The following is a 16,871-nucleotide window of genomic DNA, read 5'->3' on the forward strand; positions in this document are numbered from 1 at the left end:
CCGCGATTGTCCACGGGTCGGGCTCCCTCGGAAACCCACCGAACCGTTCGCCGAGCCGACCGGCCTGCCCGTCGAGCCGCTTCCCCGCCCACACCGGCCGGCATCTCTCCTCAAGTTGCGTCCCGGACCGCTCAGACGCCGGGTGGGCCAAGTCGGGTGTAAGGAACGCCGACACTGGTGCCACCGGGGGTGACGACCCTGACGGTGACCGCGCCCGCCACGCCGGGCGGTGCCGTGGTTGTCATCTGGGTGTCGGAGACCACGGTGAAGCCGACCGGCACGGCCCCGAACAGTACTGCGGTGGCATACGTCAGTCCGACGCCGGTGAGAGTCAATGTGTTTCCGCCTGCCAACGGCCCCTGGTTGGGTACCAGACCACTGACGACCGGGGCACCCAGATATACGTAGGCCGCACCGTTGCTCGTGCCACCGGGCGTGGTGACGGTGACCGGGACCGTGCCGGCGGCACCGGGCGGCGATACCGTTCTGATCTCCGTGGACGAGAAGATGGTGTATGGGGTCGCCGCCGTCGCACCGAAGCGAACCACCGTGGCCTGGAGGAAATTCACACCGGTCAGCGTCACGGGCATGCCACCGCCCACAGGCCCGGACCCGGAGGTGACGCCGCTGATCACCGGTGCGGCGAGGTAGTAGTAGGAGACGGCCTGGGTGCTGGTACCAGCGGGCGTGGTGACCGTGACGGCAACCGGACCCGGGCCGCCGGTGGGGACGACGGCCGTCAGTTGGGTCGCCGAGACGACGGTGAACGAACTCGCCGCGTTCGCCCCGAAGCGAACGGAGGTCGTTCCGGTGAAGCCGGTCCCGGACAAGGTGATGCTGTTCCCGCCCACGAGTGGCCCCTGGGCCGGAGTCACACTGCTCAGCACCGGAGCGGCGACATACGTATAGGGGATCCCGGCACTGGTGCCGCCCGGAGTGGTGATCGTGACGTTGACGGTGCCGACGGGCGCGGCGGGGGCGACCGCGGTGGCCTGCGTCGCGGAGACGGCAAGGAACGCGGCGGCCACGGTACCGAAATGAACCGCGGTGGCCCCGGTGAAGTCGGTTCCCGTCAATGTGACCGTGTTCCCGCCCTCGACCGAACCCTGGTTGGGGACGACGGAACTGATCGCGGGCGTCGCGATCGTGTAGGTGAAGCCAATGCCGTTGCTGGTTCCATCGGGCGTGGTCACCGCGATCTGTCCGGTGCCCGCACCGGCCGGGGCGACCGTGGCGATCGCGGTCGCGGACACCACGGTGAACGAAGCGGAGGGAGTACCGCCGAAGGTGACCGCGGTCGCGCCGGTGAATCCGGTGCCGGTCAGTGTGACGACCGTTCCGGCGAGCCCCGAGAAAGGGCCGCTCGCGGTGATTACGGGGGCCGCCGCGGCCGTCGACGGTCGCGTAGCGCGGGGCGTCGCGCTGTCGGAGCTCTCCAAAGCCGTTCTCCTGTCGGGTGACGTGATCTGCGGGATGTGATCGGGACGTTGTGGACGGGATGCGGAGATCGGAATGTGGTGTTCGGGGCGCCGCCCGGACCTCCTGGCCGGGCGGCGCTGAGCGAGTGGTGCCGAGTGGGTCGCCCGCCCGGCCGGGCGCGGAATATCCCGGGCCGGGACGGGCGTCATGCATCCGGAGGCGGTACCGGCGCCGGGCGCTGTTCCGCGTCGGCAGCCGGTGCCGCAGCCGTGACGGATCAGATGCCGGGGCCTGTCACGTAGGTGAAGGCGCCGACGTCCGTGGCCGTACCCGCAGGGTTGGAGAGATCGACGTCGACCGCACCGACGGCGCCGGGTGGGGTGACGGCGGACACCGTCGTCGCGTTGATGACCGAGAACGGTGCCGGCACCGAGCCGAACGTGACCTGGGTCGTCGAGGTCAGGTTGGTACCCGTGATGGTCACCGCGGTTCCGCCGGACGCCGGTCCGGAAGCCGGAGTGACCCCGGTGATGGTCGGGACGTCGATGTACGTGTACGACAGACCGTTGTTGGTGCCTCCGGCGGTCGTCACACTGACGCCCACCGGCCCGGCTGCCGCACCCGCGGGCACGACGACACTGATCTGGCTGTCCGACAGCACCGTCGGCGTGACGGTGTTGGCGCCGAATGTCACCCCCGTGGCGGTGGACAGGCCGGTGCCGCTGATGACGATGTTGTTGCCGCCCGCGGTGGCGCCCGAGCTCACGCTCAGACCGGACTTGAACGGGGCGCCGACATAGAAGAACGGGACCGGGTTGCTGGTTCCGCCCGGGGTGGTCACCGTCACGCCGACCGTGCCGGAGCCGGACGGCGAGACAGCGGTGACCTGGGTGGGCGAGACGTTGGTGACGCCGGTCGCCGGCTTGGTGCCGAAGAGCACAGCGGTGGTGCCCGTGAGGTTGGTTCCCGTGACGGTGACGGTGGTACCGCCACCGGTGGAGCCCTGGTTCGGACTGATTGGCATGGTCGTCCTCCGTGTGTTTGAACTGAACTCCCGAATACGGGAGTTGACTCCGAGCCGAGTTCGACTCAAGCCCCATGGCCAGGACCTGGACCACCGGGCCGCTGTCGGGCCCGGCCGTCCTCGCGCAGGGTGCTCGGAGCCGTGATGAGCCGTGTCGCGGGCCGCCGGCCCCGGACGCCGTGGCCGGCCCGCCGCGGGCGCCGCTCCGTACGAGCCGGGCCGCCCTCGCGGTGATGAACCGACAGCCATCGCACTGTCCGCAATGAGGCCGAGGCGTTCACGCGGCTGATGTCGACTCGTTCACGGCGGCAAACCGCACGCGGGTCGCAGAGTCCGCGGCCACGCTTGTGGCCTCGATGACGAGGTACTCGGTGTGCGCGAATGGCTCGCGCACCGCTCCCTTGCAGAGGCCGGGGGCTGTCGCACCAGCCCCTGCCGCTACCTGGCAGGGGCGACTGGTCGGATCCAAGTCCTCCACAGGGGCGCCCATCGCGGCCGTCCGGAGCAAACGATGCCGAGGCCCGTCACACAGGGACGGTCGGCGAACAGAACGGTTCCGCGCTCCCCCGGAGAGGGATGGGCGGCCCACCGGTTCGGTCACCCAAGTGACCCATACGAATGAAATATGACACAAGCATCCTGCCGGATAGCCACCTGAACGGACGAGCGCACAGGGGCGGATCGATCGGCCCGCCGGGGGGATTCGAATCCGCCGCCTCTCCCACCACGCGCCCCCCGGGAACCACCACGCGACTGACCGGTTCCCGGCAATGAGCACACACACCGCAGTGCCGTAAAAGCCGGCGCGAAAGCAGGCAAGGGGCTCAGGCCGAGCCTCGGAAAACTCGCGAGACATTGCCGTCCGCATCCTGGCCACGCCCCGCCGCCCCGGGCTGGGGCGGCGATGGCTCTGCCCCCGCCGGATTTGCCGGGGCCGGAGTCGGCTCACACTTTGCAGGCCCGCCTCGCGAATCAGGCGCTCATGCCGCCGCCCGAGCCGGTTCTCTGGGCCGTCGGTGGCAAAGCAGCCCACGCCCGCTTGCGCCTGCCGTCGGGCTCCCCCACCGCGCTGAACAATCACCCGGGTCAGGACGTACGGACGCATCTCAGCAGACTGAGGGGAACGACCGATGGACAGAGCGGGACATCCGGATCGCAGAGCTCTGCTCGCCGGCGGACTCGTGGTCGCCTCGGTCGCGCTTGCGGGGTGCTCATCGACGAGCGCCACCCCATTGGCGACCAGCACTTCGCCGGAAGCGCGGCCGACCACGCCCGCCGCGGCATTCACGAGACTGATGGACGGCAACAAGCGCTGGGTGAGCGGAGACCTCCGACATCCCGACCGGGATCCGAACCGGCGCCAGTTCGTAGCCCAGAAGCAGGAGCCTTTCGGGGCGATCCTTTCGTGCATCGACTCCCGGGTGCCGCCTGAACTCCTCTTCGATACGGGGCTGGGTGACCTTTACGTGATGCGCACGGGCGGGGAGGCGGTCGGCCCGGTGGTCACAGGTTCCGTGGAGTACGGGCCCATGACGAGTGGCACTCCGCTCGTCGTGGTCCTCGGGCATCAGCGGTGCGGTGCCGTCGAGGCGGCGTACAACTCCATCCGTGACGGCAATCCGCTGCCCGGCAACCTGGAGGCGATCGCCAAGGCTCTGCGGCCGGCGTACGACCAGGCAGTCCGGGAAGGCGGTGCCGATCCGGTCGAGACCATGGCCCGCGCCCAGGTCAAGCTGACCGCGGCCGACCTGCGCTCCAACCAGGACCTGGCCCCACTCGTGGGAAGGGGCGCCCTTGCCGTGGTCGGCGCCTACTACTCGCTCGACACCGGCAAGGTGGAAGTCCTGGCCGGCGCGCCCTCCTGACCGGTCGGACGGGACGAACGTGCGTTGTCAGGCTGGTGAGGACGAGCACGGCCGCCTCGCTGATGGCCCGAAGCAGCTGAAAGCCCTGACGCCGCCACCGCGGCCAGGGTATTCATCCCCCCGTTCTCCATCGGCTGAGCGCACCGGGGGGCTAGCCCCACCCGGAGCTGGGCGGGTAGCAGGATCGCCCCGGGCGGTCGCATCCGGACATGCTGGGCCCGGCATATACCGCTGGTTTCCCAATGATTCCGTAGGAGTTGGCTCGTGCGTGAGCAGGCGTGGCAGAGGTTTCGTTCCTCCGGGCGGTGGGGCGGTCGGCGCAGAGCCGTGCCGGCCGCGGCCGCGGTGGCCGTGGGCGTCATGACGATGGGTGTCCTGGCGCCGCCCGCGGCGTCCGCTGCCGCCAGGCCGGACACCGTCCAGCAGGGCCTGAGCGCGCTGGTGCACACCGATGGCCTGCCCGCCGGGCTGGCGAGCGTCAAGGACCGTGAGGGCCGCACCCGTACCTACACCGCAGGGGTGGGCGACCTGGCCACCGGCTCGGTAGTACCCAAGGACGGTCAGGTGCGGATCGGCAGCAACACCAAGGTGTTCACCGCGGTGGTCGTGCTGCAACTGGTCGATAAGGGGAAGATCCGCCTCGACGCCACGGTCGACACCTATCTGCCGGGCCTCGTACGCGGAAAGGGGATCGACGGACGCCGCATCACCGTCCGTCAGCTCCTGCAGCAAACCAGCGGACTTCCCAACTACACCAACTACCTCGGGGACGACGTCCGGTACTTCGAACCCCGCGAGCTCCTCGACATCGCTCTCCAGCACAAGGCCGACTTCGCCCCCGGGACGAAATGGGAATACAGCAACACGAACTACATACTGGCCGGCCTGATCGTCCAGAAGGTCACCGGCCGGCCGCTCGCCGAGGAGATGGACCAGCGCGTCATCAAACGCATCGGGCTGCGCCACACCTACTTTCCCGCCCCCGGTGACGTGACCATCCGAGAACCCCATCCCAAGGCCTACTACAGGGATTCGGTCGGCGCGCCTCTGCGCGACGTCACGGAAATGGACCCCTCCTGGGGCTGGGCGGCAGGTCAGATGATCTCCACCGGCTCCGACCTCAACCGGTTCTTCACCGCGCTCCTGGCCGGCCGCCTCCTCCCGGCGGCCCAGCTCGCCCAGATGCGCACCACCGTCCCCGCTGAAAGCACCTTTGGTCCCGGCGCCCGCTACGGACTGGGGATCGTGAGCATGCCGCTGCCGTGCGGCGGCGTCTACTGGGGCCACGGCGGTAGCTTCCCGGGATACGAAACCCGGGGCGGGGCCACCGACGACGGCCGCGCCGCCAACGTCGCGGTGACCGTTCAGCTGACCGACGAGGCAGCCAGGGAGCGTGTCGACAGTGTCGTGGACAGGGCCCTGTGCCGCTGAACCTCGCCTCCTGGGGACCGTCCGGCGAGTCAGGAGCGGAGCCGGAGACGTACGGCAGCAACAGTCACGGTGCCGTGAAAGACGTGCCGAGCACACAACTGCCACCTGCACCGATGTCGTTCTGACGCGGGCCGTCCCAGCACCGTCCCAGTACGGTACGTCCCGGCCTCAAGAAGGAAGCGAAGAAGGTGCACCGGAAGCCGCAGCGGCCCGCAGGCGGAACAGGACAGTTCCGATGAGCTTGTCCTCGGGGCAGTAGCCCCACTGTTTGGAGTCCATCGAGCCCGGCTTCTCGCCCAGGAGGACGAGCATGCCCGGCGGCACGTGGGTACCGGGGCATCGGCCGGCCCAGTGCGGTACGGGCTCTCCGGCGACGGCGACGATGCGTTTGACGTACCACGAGTCGGGCGTGGTGCCCGTGGGAGAGTGCCAGCCGTGCTCGGGGTGGGGTGCGACGACGACGGCCACCCGGCCCGTGGCGGCACGGCGTCTGCCGCGGAGCATGAGGATCCGGTCGCCGGGCATGAGGGTCGGCGACATGCTGTGTCCGCGGACGGTCACGGCCACCAGCCGCCCACGCGCCAGCAACAGGGCTGCGACGAGGACGAGGAGTCCTGAGAGGGCGAGGAGCACCGGGGCTGCGGCGGTCACCGGACGGTCTCCTCGTAGCCTTCGGCTTGCGTGGTGAAGAGCTCGGCATAGGTGCCGTGGGCGGTCATGAGCTGTTCGTGGGTGCCTGCCTCCTGCACGGTTCCGTCGGCGATGACGACGATGGCATCTGCGGCTCGGACGGTGTTGAGGCGGTGGGAGACGAGGATGCTCGTCGCGCCCTGGCGCAGTGAGGTGAGCCGGTCGTGGACGTGGCGTTCGGCGACCGCGTCGAGGCCGGTGCTGGGTTCGTCGAGGATCATGAGATCCCGTTCGGAACGCATCAGGGCCCGGGCGAGCGCGAGGCGCTGCCACTGGCCGCCCGACAGCTGGACGCCGGGGCTGGTGTCTTCGGTGTCGTCGGGGAAGAACATCCGGCTGAGCATGGTGTGGTACCCCTGAGGGAGGCAGGCGAGGGCGGTGTGGATGTCCGCGTCGGCGGCGGCGGCGTGGATGCGCCCGTGGTCGTGGAGAGAGCCGAGGTCACCGAGGCCGATGTTCTCCCCGGCGGTGAGGTCGTACTCCATCGGGTCCTGGAAGACAACGCTGACTCGCCGGCGCAGCTGGTCCGCAGGGAAGTCCTTGAGGTCGATGCCGTCCCAGTGGATGCTGCCCCGCTGCGGGTCGTAGAGGCGGCACAGCAGTTTGACGAGGGTGCTCTTGCCGGCCCCGTTGAGACCGACGATGGCCAGGCTGGTGCCGTGCGGGATGGTCAGGCTGATTCCGCGGAGGATCCACGGTCCGTCGTCGGAGTAGCGGAACCAGACGTCCCGGAGTTCGAGGCCGTGGCTCAGGGGCGGTGGGGCGATCGGGGCGGCCGGGGCCGGGAGGTCGTCCCGGACCTGGGTGACATGAAGGTAGTGGCTGAACAGCAGGGCCGTCTGGTGGCTTTGGGCGATGCACCCCACCAGGCCGATGAGTGCCGTCTGCATGCCGGCGAGGGCGGCGACGAGGAGGGACACGTCACCGGCGGTGAGGGCGTGGGCGGCGGCCTGGTGCACGCCCCAGACGAGTGCGCCGGTGGAGACGCCGGCTCCGAGGACAGCGAGGGCCGTCTCGTAGGTGACGAGGCGGCGGTCGAGGCGTTCCTCCTGCCGGTTGATGCTGTCGAGATCGGTACGCATGCGCTGCGCGAAGTAGCCGCCGAGGCCGTAGAGGCGGATCTCTTTCGCCGCTTGAGTGTCGGTGAGGAGCCCTCGGTAGAAGATCTGGCGGCGGGCGAGGTTGCTGGTGCGCCAGAACATGTCCGCGCGATGCCGGCTGTTGGCCAGGTGGGCGAAGAGGGCCGGAACGGCCGCGGCGATGAGGACGGCGGCCAGGGTGGGGCTGATGAGCAGGAGACTTCCCAGGAAGCCCGCCAGGGTGAGGACTCCCTGGGCGCCCTGGAGTGCTGCACCGACGAGTCGCTCGGCCCCCTGCGCGCTTTGGATGGCGAGTTGGACGCGGTCGTGGAAGGCGGGCTGTTCGAGCTTGGACAGACCGCTGAGCCGGTTGACAGCCGTGAGCAGGTCGCTCTGGGCCCGGGTGGAGGTGGCGCGGCGGATGCGGCCGTCGGCGTAGGAGGAGATGGCTGAGGCGGCGGCCAGGAGGACGGTGAGCAGGCCGATACCGGCCGCGGCCCAGTTGAGGTCCGAGGCGCGGAATTCATCCGCGGTGAGGCTGTCGACCACGTACTTGAGCAGCCAGGAGGCGGCTACGGGGGCTGTACCCGCGATGACGACGGTGGCGATGCGGACGGCGAGGGCCCCGGGGCAGGACCGCAGCGTGAGGGCGAGTACGGCGGTGAGGCCCCGCAGGAATTCGGCCGTGCGGGAGGTGGACTGCCCGCTCATGCGGTGAGGAGGTTGAGCGCGGGCAGGGAACCTTGGCCGATGCCTGTCTCTGCGATGGTCCCGTCGGCGTCGAGGAGGACGAAGGTGGGGTGGTGGCGTACGCCGAAGGCGCCGGCTACGGGACCGTTCGGGGGTTCGGTGGCGGTGAGTTCGGTGAGCGGGCCGACTGCTTCGAGCAGGGGCCCGGCTTCGGGGGGCCGTCCGCTGATGACGGCGACGAGATGCGCGCCTGACGGGGTGTTCGCCTCGGCCCACCGATGGATCTCGGGAAGGCTTTCCCTGGTGGGCCCGCAGTCGGGGCGAAGGAAACAGATGAGGACGGGGTGCCCGGCCAGGGTGGATTCGCTGACTTCGCCTCGGGGGGTGTGCAAGGTGAAAGCGGGGGTGCGGTCACCTTCGTGTACGGCAAGGGCCGGCGGCCCCGAGGCCGCGGCGGCCGGGGCGGGGGCGGCCGGGGCGGGGGCGGCCACCGTGGCGCGCCAGCGTTTGATGACCGCAAAGGTGAGGAGGGCGTTGACGAGGGTGACCGCGGCGAGAAGGGCGAGGCCGGTGATGGCGTAGCTCACTCTGTGATCGTCCTTTCAGCGTTGGCCGGTGCGGGCGGAGAAGAAGAAGGCGAGGTCGTCGGTGAAGACGGCGAACGCGGTGAGATAGACGGCCACGGCGACGGCGAGCGCGAGTGCAGGGGCGTTGAGGGGGGAGGTGGTGCCGTGGGTGAGGGCGATGGCGCCGCCGAGGAGGGCGAGCACAGTGAGTGTGGCGTTGCGGGCGACATGCCAGGGGCCCATGGGCACAGTGGTCCTGCTGCCGAAGCAGGGGCAGCCGGCGGAGCTGCCGCGCCGCATGGTGGTGACGGCGACGGCGCTGAATGCCGCGCACAGGGCGACGGCGACGGCCAGGCCCGCGGTGAGCGTCCGGGGCAGGGCGAGGAGCACGGCGGCGATGAGCTCGGCCGCGGGCACCAGGAGGGCGAGAGCCGGCCGGGCGGCGGCCGGCAGGTAGGTGAGGTCGCCCAGTGCCGTGGCGAATCGGCGGCGGTCGCGCAGCTTGGCGAGGCCGGCCACGGCCAGCACGCAGATCAGGGTCAGGCGGCAGACGAGCAGCAGGTCGGACAAGGGTGACTCCGAAAGAATGGGTCCTGGGCCGGCGGGCACGGGGCGAGCCGCACGCGGCCCGCCCCGTGGTTGTTCAGCAGTAGTCCCAGCTGCCGCAGCTGACCCCGCACGCGCCCGTGTAGCAGCAGCGGCGGCACCGCTGGGCGCTGGTGCTCCACTCGGTCCAGCAGTCCGGCGGGCAGCCGGCCTCGGCTTCGGCCTTGGGCAGAATCCGCTCGATCAGGCGGCCCGCACCGGCCTTGAGTGTGCGCATGGTTCTCCTCTTCCTGTGTGGATGGGATGTGCGTACTCCGCGGTGCGACCGCGGTCCGCGGTCGCACCGGGGTTCAGGAGGCCGCCGATACCGGTTCGCGGCCGGCGGCGGAGGGAGCGGCGACAACGCCGTCCTGGTAGCTGAGGATCGTGGGGAAGGCAGGGACGCGCAGGGCGCCGAACAGTGGTGACGCCTCGGGCCCCGGCACCACTTCGTCCGCCGGCCCCACGAGTTGGGCGGTCAGGCTGCTCTCGCCGGCTTCGGCGCCGATCACCAGGGCCAGGACCCGGCCGCCTGCTGCCCGGGCCCGGTCGGCCCGTTCGGCGAAGTCGGGGAGGCTGTCGGTGCAGGACGGGCAGTCGTGGGAGAAGACACCCAGCAGCAGTTCCCCGGAGCGGAAGTCGTCCTGGGTCAGGGTCCGGCCGCTGAGCGCGATGGCGGTGAAGTCCGGGAATCCGTCACCGGGTTGCGGCCCCTGGGCCGCGAAGTCGGCGCGTCGGCGTACGACTTCGAGCTCCTGCCAGCGGCGCAGGATGACCATGAGCAGGACGAGGTTGAGCAGGGCGACGGCTCCGACGAGCACCAGACCGGCAATGACGTAAGGCAAGTTTCGACCCCCTGGCGCGGTTGCACGGGGGAGCAGTGTGATAGATGAGGCCTGTCGGGAGGATGCCAAGACCTTGCCAGGAACATGACGAGCTGAGCATCATTGCCGCCATGCTTGCCACGGGGTCGCATTTTCGAGTGCTGGGCAGAGTTGAGTGGACCGTCGACGGACACCCCAGAGCCATCGGTCGCCGCCGCGAGCGTCTGCTGCTGGGTTTGCTCCTGCTGGAGATGGGCCGGCCACTCCCGATGGACCGGCTGATCGAGCTGCTGTCGGACGAGGACGAACGACCGCGGTCCCGGGCCGATCTGTATGTGAATGTCTGCCGGCTGCGGGCGAGCCTTCGCCAGGGCGGATGCGACGGGTCGGTGCGGCTGGTGCGGAGCGGTTCGACGTACACCCTGACCGGCGATCCGCAGCTGGTGGATCTGCACCGCTTCACTCAGCTGGTCAACCGGGCTCAGCGGGGCACCGAGCCGCAGGAGGTTTCACGACTCGCCTCGTTAGCCCTGGCCGAGTGGCGGGGGGCGGTGCTGGAGGACGTCGCATCCGAGCGGACACGCCGAGGTGTCGGCACCGCTTTCGGCGAACTGCTGATCTCGGCGCAACTGCTGCGTGTCGCGGCGGAGTTCAAGCTGCGTAACTACTGGTCGCTCGCCGCGGAGCTCGCGCGGCTCACCGAGGACTATCCGGAACACGAGATGCTCTTGGCCTTCCGCGCGGCCACGCTCTACGAGTGCGGCCGTCGCGCGGATGCGCTGCGGGTGCTGTCCTCGGCGCGAGCACAAATGACCGCGCGGCTGGGGTTGGATCTGAGCCGCGAGCTGCAGGATCTGCGCGAGGCGATCCTGCGGGGCAATCCCGTGGACCGCCGTATCTTCCGCTGCGGCGCCCTGGGCGCCGTGTGATGCACCGCCGCATCCCCGCCAACCCGGCACGGTGGAGGTGAGCAGGGGTGATGACGGGTGACGAGGGATCAGATTTCCCAGCGCCATCCCGGCACGGGGCGCCATCTCAGCACCGCACCCCGCCCCTACCATGCGGAGCACCACGGACCGACGCACCACCCGCGTGTCCGACGACGGAGAGAGGTCACCGTCCCCTTTCAGGTGGCCAGATGCCCCACAAGGATCCCGACCAGGATCCGGTCGTCGTGCCCGGGGATCGGCAGGGAGAAGTGCACCCGGCCGCGGTCCCGCAGTCGCTCTCCGTGCCACTCGCAACGGTAGGTGGCCCCCTCGTGGCCGACGTTGCGCTGTTCCCAAACCTTCGCGTTCTTCTTCGTGTTCGGGCTCTCGGGCGAGATCTCCAGGTCCAGGGCCTTGAACCTGCGCATGACCTGTTCAGCCCGCAGGTGACGGCACGTCAGAAACCCAGCAGGCGATCGCCGACACGATGACACAGCTGGACGAACACGAGCGCCTGCTGCGCGAACAGCTCGCCCTGACACGGCGCATCCGCCACGGCGCGCTGGACGGAGGCATCATCCCCGCGCCGTAGCCACCACCACGGCCGGGACTGCCGCGGGCATCGCCCCGCCACGCCACGGCCTGCCGACGGATCGACACCGAGTGTGCCCCCTCCCGGGCAGGCCCACACTCCCCAGGAAGGAGGCCGCGGGCACGGGTCATGGCGACGAGGAACTGACTGCGCGCGAGTTGCGGGCGTCCGGTCTCCGCTTCCACGGGACCGGGGGCGCGGGAGGCAGACCTGGGTCCGTACCTCAGATCCCGGCCGTGACCAGAGCGCATAGAGGGCGCGTTCTGGTGCCGACGGTCCTCAAGATACGGGTGTTGAGGCAGTGGGGCCGATCCGGCCGAGGTAGACCTCGTCGCTGCGCTCATCTCGCAAGGTGCGAGTCGGAGCGCATTGCTGACGATGCTCCTGTGCGGGGCTCCGCCGGATCATTCACGACGTGAGAGATCCCGGACTTCGCGGCTATCGGGGCTGCCACGCCCGTACGAGGTCCTCCGGCCCCCAGTGCGCGGTGAGCGGCAGATCACCGGTCACCCCACAGCGGGAGACCGCGACCAGTGGAGTATCCGGGGCGGTACCGGGGACGGCGAGCATGTCGCGCACCAAGGCGTCGTACTCATGACGGCCGAAGGGCTGGGTCTCCAGCCACTTGACCGACCCGACGAAGGACACCTGCCGGGCCACCGGCTCGCGGTCTGCACCGATGAGGTCGATCTCGGGGTTGTTCTGACGGTTCCACCAACCGCCGATGGCCTCGGTCTCGGGCCACTCATCATTGGGCATCAGACGCAGCAAGGACTCGCGGATCAGTGGCTCGACCGCTCGCCCGCGCCAACTGGTCCATGACCGCTCGATGCGTTCCAGTGCCAAGTCACCGCGGCCTCGCTCGATGAGTGGGATCGCGCGTGCCAGGAACGCCAGCCAGAACCGCAGATACGGGTCGGCGATCCGGTAGCGCTTGTTCTTGCTGTCCGGCTTGACCGACAGGGGGAGATCAGCAGCCAGGACTCGCTTGGCCTGCAGCATGGCCAGCAGCGGGGAGAGCGTGCCGGACGGCAGAGCGCTGGCGCCGCCGGCCTGGGCTGCGATTGCACTGAACGTGCGCTCACCGCTGCCAACCGCTTCCAGCACGGCCCGTGAGTGCGAAGCCTCGGGGAATTCGCCCAGCAGGGACAGCTCGCCGGCCACCAGCAGGGGCGAGAGAGGATTGGCGACCGACGCCTGCAAGAAGGCTGTACGCCCCATTCCCGGCCGCCACGACTGCACGATCTCGGGGAATCCGCCAGTGATCAACTGGGCGTCGACGGCCCCTGCGGCGTCGAGTTCGGTCATGGCCTGTACGTCGGCCAGGTTCAGGGGGTGGACGGTCATTTTCGCTGCCCGACCGAAGAACGGGCGTCCGTACGACTGCAGTGCCTCCATCACCGATGTATCGCTGCCGACCAGCAGCAGAAGCACGGGCTTGGAGGACAAGTGACGGTCCCAGACAGTCTGGAGTGCGCCCTCGAATTCCTGATCCTGCTCGACCAGCCAGGGCACCTCGTCGATCACCGCGATGCTGGGCGAGTCATCGGGTACCGCGAGCGCCAGAGAGCGCAGGGCCTGGTTCCAGTCCTGCGCCTGGAGGCCGGCGACCAGCTCCGCCCCAGGCAGTAGCGACTGCGCGAGCGTCGCGGCAAAGTCGGCGCGCTCCGTCACAGGGTTGCGCCCACGGGTGGCCTGAAACACCACGTACGGCGCTCCCGAGCGGTCGCAGAACTCCTGGACCAGTCGCGACTTCCCTACTCGGCGCCGGCCCGTCATGATCACAGCCCGCCCCCGAGTGGCTCCAACCGCCTCTGCCACTGTCCGGTACTGCTCAGCCAGCAGCTCAAGATCTCCGGCCCGACCTTGAAACTCCACGACGCACCCCTGAAAACAATTAACGTAGATAGATTCTTACGTAGATTGAATCTTACTTCACCCACCTCGTGACCTGATGGATCGAACGGGGGAAAACCCAGGGGCCCGACTCAGAAGAGCCGGGCCCCTTCTGACCTGCTTTTTTGCCAGATCAGTGACGTACCACGTACCGTATCGCGCCCGCTACACGTTGAAGCGGAATGTCTGAAGCCCGATCCTGACCTGGGATTTCCTCGTTGGCATGCGAGGGCTCCCGACGGCCGCATACGGGTATTCCGCGGACTGGCTGCGGACTGGCCGAATGTGCCGAGCCACGGAATTCCATGGCACTCCGGCCGGACCGTAAACAAGACTGCGCAGGTGACCCACCGCTACCCCTGCCCCTGCTGCGGGCACCGCGTGCTCGACGACATGCCCGGCTCCTTCGAGACCTGCCCGGTCTGTTTCTGGGAGGACGACGGGGTCCAGTTCCGCTGGCCGACCATGGACGGCGGAGCGAACAAGATCTCCCTGATCGAGGCTCAGCGCAACTACCAGGACTTCGGTGCCTGCAACCAGCACAGCCGGCGGTACGTCAGCCCTCCGGCCGAGGACGAGCCGCTCGACCCTGCCTGGCGCCCCATCAACCTGACGCGCGACTCCTTCGAGGACTGGGAAGCCGAGGACCGCGCCCCGTGGCCCGATGACCGCTCGGTGCTCTGCTGGTGGCTGCCCACCTTCTGGCTCCGCGACCAGTCGGCGTCATGACCTCCCGAATCAAAAGCCTCGTCCAGCAGCTCGATGGAGAAGCCAGCGAGTCCTACGACACCCGTGCGGAGCTGATCTGGATCGGCTCCGACGCCATCCCCACCATCGTCGAGGGCTGTCCTCTCTGGGCGGCTTCGGACAGCTGACCGCCATCGAGGTTTTCGAGAAGGTGGGAGACCCCCGCTGCGGCCCCGCCCTCATCGGACTGCTGGACAGCGACAACCCGACCGTCCGCGAATGGGCAGCCATGGCGCTGGCGAACCTGGATATCGACGGTGCGGCCGAGCCCCTGCGCCGCGCCTACCGCGCATGCCTGGAACGAGCGACCCCGCCCGACTGGACCGAGCCGGGCGGCATCCGCTGGGCCCTGACCGAACTCGGCGCACGCACCCCCGTCGTCCCACCGCTCACCGCTCACCTACGAGCCACCGCGGCGGATGACGCCCCCGGCTGGCCCTCGGCCCACTTCACCGAGATCATCAACAACCTGGCCGACCACGCCCAGGTGATCCTCTACTCCCAGTTCTGGCGAGTGGATGCCAGCCACACGTACGGCGTCTCCGACACCGGCCTGGACTGGGAACTCGACTGGACCGCACCCTGGGAGCACCTGGTCGAAGAGTCCCGCACCTGGTCCCTGCTTGAAGCCTCCGAGGCCCCCGCCGGCGACAACATCTTCGTCGCCCCCACCTGGATCGACCGTACCGACCTGTACCCGGAGAGGTGACCGATGCCGTCCCAGCACCCCGAGGAAATCGGCTACGGCCATGTGATCGAGAGCTACGTGACGAGGACGTACTCGGGCCTCCCGCGCTACCTCGTACTGAACGGCGGGCGCTTCCTGAGCCCCCGGTGGTGGCACACCACCCGCTTCACCCGACACCTGCTCAATGACGCCGCCGCGATCACCGACGAGGAACTGGAAGCCCTCCTCGGGTACGAATGGCGCTCGCGCCTCACCGCCGCCTGGCTGATCGGCCTCGACCGCCGCGAACGGTTCCGGGCACGCGTCGGCGACCTGCTACTGGCCAGCGAGGTCTGCTACTCCGGCAGCGCCTACTGCTTCGCCCTGGCCCGCTTCGGCACCCACGCCGACGCCGAGATCCTCACCGCCTACCTCGACCACTACCTCCCCCGCACCGACCTCCACTACGACCAGCCCGCCGCCCTGGGCGCCCTCCTCCGCCTCGACGCCCTCCTCGGTACCCACCACACCGACCGCTTAACGGAGCCCGACGGCATCTGGGACGAGTGGGTCATGGGCGTGGGACGCCTCGGCTACCCCAGCTACACCCCCGCCGAGCTTCGCCGCTGGACGGACCTCCAATGCGACTTCGCCAACGGCTGGACCCGGACGTAGCCGCAGCTGCCTGACTGCCGCTACGTGAAGTCCGCGCACGCCATGTACCGGCCGCAAGTGCGGCACATGAAGAGGTAGCCGGTGAGCTGCAGTACGACATCCGACTCACTGCCGCGCAGGACGCAGCAATCCGACGCGAAGGCAGGTGAGCACCCGACTCCCCTCTGTAGCATCATCTGACCAGGTGTTAGCAGCCCACACAGAGACTGGGAGGTCGGACGAGGGATGACGAGCACGCCGAAACCAGCGCAGCCGATCAGCCCAGCCGCCTACGGAGCCCTGGCCGGCGCGCTTAAGTCGATCTTCTGGTACAAGCGTGACCTCGAACGATTCATCCGCTTGTGGGCCACGGACCACCCTTCACTGCTGGCCCACATGGACTTCAGCGGTTACAAATGGGCCACCGCAGATGAGTTCGTGGACCGGTTGATGGCAAATGAGCGCCAATACCGCGATCTTTCACTTCGGATGATGGCGGAGGTTTCTCAACTGACGAGCTTCCCTGCACTGAAACGGCACGAGAGCGCCGAATCACTGATCGCCGAAGCAAGGGAAGCAGTCGACCATCTCAGGGGGCTGGTGGACCGCCAGCGCGTTGCCCACGAGCAACAGTCGCAGTTCGATGATGAGCTTCTCACGTACCGCGCTGTAGTGGAGGCCCAGCATGGCTTTGAAGCTAAGCTTGCCGCTCTTAAAGAACGCTTCCTCGAACTGGAGCGCATGGATAATCGCCAGAAGGCAGGCAGGCTCTTCGAGCCATTCCTGAATGACGTCTTCAGGCTGTTCGACATGGAACCGCGCCTGTCATACAGCCTGGAGTACGAGCAAATCGACGGCTCGCTCACCTTCGACACGGACGACTACATCGTTGAAGCCAAGTGGTGGCAGGAGGCGATCCAGCCCCACCACCTCTACAGCTTCAATGAAAAGGTGAGGCGGAAGGGGAAAAATTCGCTTGGAATCTTTATCAGCGTAAATGGATTCACTAGCGGAGCCCGAGAAGCGTACAGAGAGAGTACGCCGTTCCTGACGATGGAGGGGCTCGATTTCTTCTACGTTCTCGACGGGCGCCTCACGCTCGACGAACTTTTGCGACGCAAGAAGCGTCACACAAATGAGACCGGAAGCTGCTACTTTCCAGCCACGATGTTCCCGGGCGAATAGCCGAAACAGCCCGTCGCCGTCAAGCCGG

18 protein-coding genes are annotated in these 16,871 nt (G+C 68.6%); 8 read left to right on the top strand and 10 right to left on the bottom strand.

Features of this window, described 5'->3' with window-relative positions; translation table 11 throughout:
* Positions 1-131: 131 nt before the first annotated feature.
* Together OG609_RS14230 and OG609_RS14235 are read right to left on the bottom strand one after the other, a co-directional pair.
* Positions 132-1,439 (bottom strand): IPT/TIG domain-containing protein, encoded by a 1,308-nt coding sequence (locus OG609_RS14230; protein ID WP_327273149.1) that lies wholly within the window; start codon positions 1,437-1,439, stop codon positions 132-134.
* A gap of 257 nt (positions 1,440-1,696) precedes the next feature.
* Entirely contained in the window at positions 1,697-2,443 is a 747-nt protein-coding gene (locus OG609_RS14235; protein ID WP_327273150.1) for an IPT/TIG domain-containing protein, read from the bottom strand.
* 1,130 nt (positions 2,444-3,573) lie between these two features.
* Here OG609_RS14235 and OG609_RS14240 point away from each other — a divergent pair.
* Together OG609_RS14240 and OG609_RS14245 are read left to right on the top strand one after the other, a co-directional pair.
* Positions 3,574-4,308, top strand: a complete 735-nt coding sequence (locus OG609_RS14240) for a carbonic anhydrase (RefSeq protein ID WP_327273151.1) — start codon at positions 3,574-3,576, stop codon at positions 4,306-4,308.
* Between the two features lie 264 nt (positions 4,309-4,572).
* The gene (locus tag OG609_RS14245) at positions 4,573-5,739 is read left to right on the top strand and encodes a serine hydrolase domain-containing protein (protein ID WP_442817965.1); all 1,167 of its coding nucleotides are present in this window, start codon (positions 4,573-4,575) and stop codon (positions 5,737-5,739) included.
* Between the two features lie 168 nt (positions 5,740-5,907).
* Here the strand turns inward: OG609_RS14245 and OG609_RS14250 are convergent, their stop codons facing one another.
* From OG609_RS14250 to OG609_RS14275, 6 genes are all read right to left on the bottom strand, one after another.
* On the bottom strand, positions 5,908-6,390 hold the full coding sequence (locus OG609_RS14250) for a S26 family signal peptidase (protein WP_327273152.1): 483 nt from the start codon (positions 6,388-6,390) through the stop codon (positions 5,908-5,910).
* Positions 6,387-8,219, bottom strand: coding sequence for an ABC transporter ATP-binding protein (locus tag OG609_RS14255; protein ID WP_327273153.1), 1,833 nt, complete (start codon positions 8,217-8,219; stop codon positions 6,387-6,389). The genes OG609_RS14250 and OG609_RS14255 overlap by 4 nt, the downstream gene beginning before the upstream one ends.
* Positions 8,216-8,785 (bottom strand): TlpA family protein disulfide reductase, encoded by a 570-nt coding sequence (locus tag OG609_RS14260; RefSeq protein WP_327273154.1) that lies wholly within the window; start codon positions 8,783-8,785, stop codon positions 8,216-8,218. Before OG609_RS14260 ends, OG609_RS14255 begins: the two co-directional genes overlap by 4 nt.
* Before the next feature lie 15 nt (positions 8,786-8,800).
* Entirely contained in the window at positions 8,801-9,334 is a 534-nt protein-coding gene (locus tag OG609_RS14265) for a MauE/DoxX family redox-associated membrane protein (protein ID WP_327273155.1), read from the bottom strand.
* 73 nt (positions 9,335-9,407) lie between these two features.
* The gene (locus OG609_RS14270; protein ID WP_327273156.1) at positions 9,408-9,587 is read right to left on the bottom strand and encodes a hypothetical protein; all 180 of its coding nucleotides are present in this window, start codon (positions 9,585-9,587) and stop codon (positions 9,408-9,410) included.
* A 73-nt stretch (positions 9,588-9,660) separates the two neighbouring features.
* A complete protein-coding gene (locus OG609_RS14275; RefSeq protein WP_327273157.1) occupies positions 9,661-10,194 on the bottom strand; it encodes a redoxin domain-containing protein in 534 nt (177 codons plus the stop codon).
* 110 nt (positions 10,195-10,304) lie between these two features.
* Here OG609_RS14275 and OG609_RS14280 point away from each other — a divergent pair, with 110 nt between their 5' ends.
* Positions 10,305-11,102, top strand: coding sequence for an AfsR/SARP family transcriptional regulator (locus OG609_RS14280; protein ID WP_327273158.1), 798 nt, complete (start codon positions 10,305-10,307; stop codon positions 11,100-11,102).
* A gap of 197 nt (positions 11,103-11,299) precedes the next feature.
* Here the strand turns inward: OG609_RS14280 and OG609_RS14285 are convergent, their stop codons facing one another.
* Together OG609_RS14285 and OG609_RS14290 are read right to left on the bottom strand one after the other, a co-directional pair.
* The gene (locus OG609_RS14285) at positions 11,300-11,530 is read right to left on the bottom strand and encodes a hypothetical protein (RefSeq protein ID WP_327273159.1); all 231 of its coding nucleotides are present in this window, start codon (positions 11,528-11,530) and stop codon (positions 11,300-11,302) included.
* Positions 11,531-12,132: 602 nt separating this feature from the next.
* Positions 12,133-13,572 carry an ATP-binding protein gene (locus OG609_RS14290; RefSeq protein WP_327273160.1) on the bottom strand — a complete coding sequence of 480 codons (1,440 nt, stop codon included), beginning with the start codon at positions 13,570-13,572 and terminating at the stop codon, positions 12,133-12,135.
* A 360-nt stretch (positions 13,573-13,932) separates the two neighbouring features.
* Here OG609_RS14290 and OG609_RS14295 point away from each other — a divergent pair, with 360 nt between their 5' ends.
* The 5 genes from OG609_RS14295 (at position 13,933) to OG609_RS14315 (ending at position 16,843) form a co-directional block, all read left to right on the top strand.
* The gene (locus tag OG609_RS14295; RefSeq protein WP_327273161.1) at positions 13,933-14,319 is read left to right on the top strand and encodes a CPCC family cysteine-rich protein; all 387 of its coding nucleotides are present in this window, start codon (positions 13,933-13,935) and stop codon (positions 14,317-14,319) included.
* Positions 14,316-14,465, top strand: a complete 150-nt coding sequence (locus tag OG609_RS14300) for a hypothetical protein (RefSeq protein WP_327273162.1) — start codon at positions 14,316-14,318, stop codon at positions 14,463-14,465. The genes OG609_RS14295 and OG609_RS14300 overlap by 4 nt, the downstream gene beginning before the upstream one ends.
* 23 nt (positions 14,466-14,488) lie before the next feature.
* Positions 14,489-15,046 carry a HEAT repeat domain-containing protein gene (locus tag OG609_RS14305; RefSeq protein WP_327273163.1) on the top strand — a complete coding sequence of 186 codons (558 nt, stop codon included), beginning with the start codon at positions 14,489-14,491 and terminating at the stop codon, positions 15,044-15,046.
* Between the two features lie 3 nt (positions 15,047-15,049).
* A complete protein-coding gene (locus OG609_RS14310) occupies positions 15,050-15,679 on the top strand; it encodes a DUF6000 family protein (protein WP_327273164.1) in 630 nt (209 codons plus the stop codon).
* A 225-nt stretch (positions 15,680-15,904) separates the two neighbouring features.
* Positions 15,905-16,843, top strand: a complete 939-nt coding sequence (locus OG609_RS14315; RefSeq protein WP_327273165.1) for a restriction endonuclease — start codon at positions 15,905-15,907, stop codon at positions 16,841-16,843.
* The last annotated feature ends 28 nt before the right edge of the window (positions 16,844-16,871 follow it).

The organism is Streptomyces sp. NBC_01224 (assembly GCF_036002945.1).
In the GTDB taxonomy this organism is placed as follows: Bacteria; Actinomycetota; Actinomycetes; order Streptomycetales; family Streptomycetaceae; genus Streptomyces.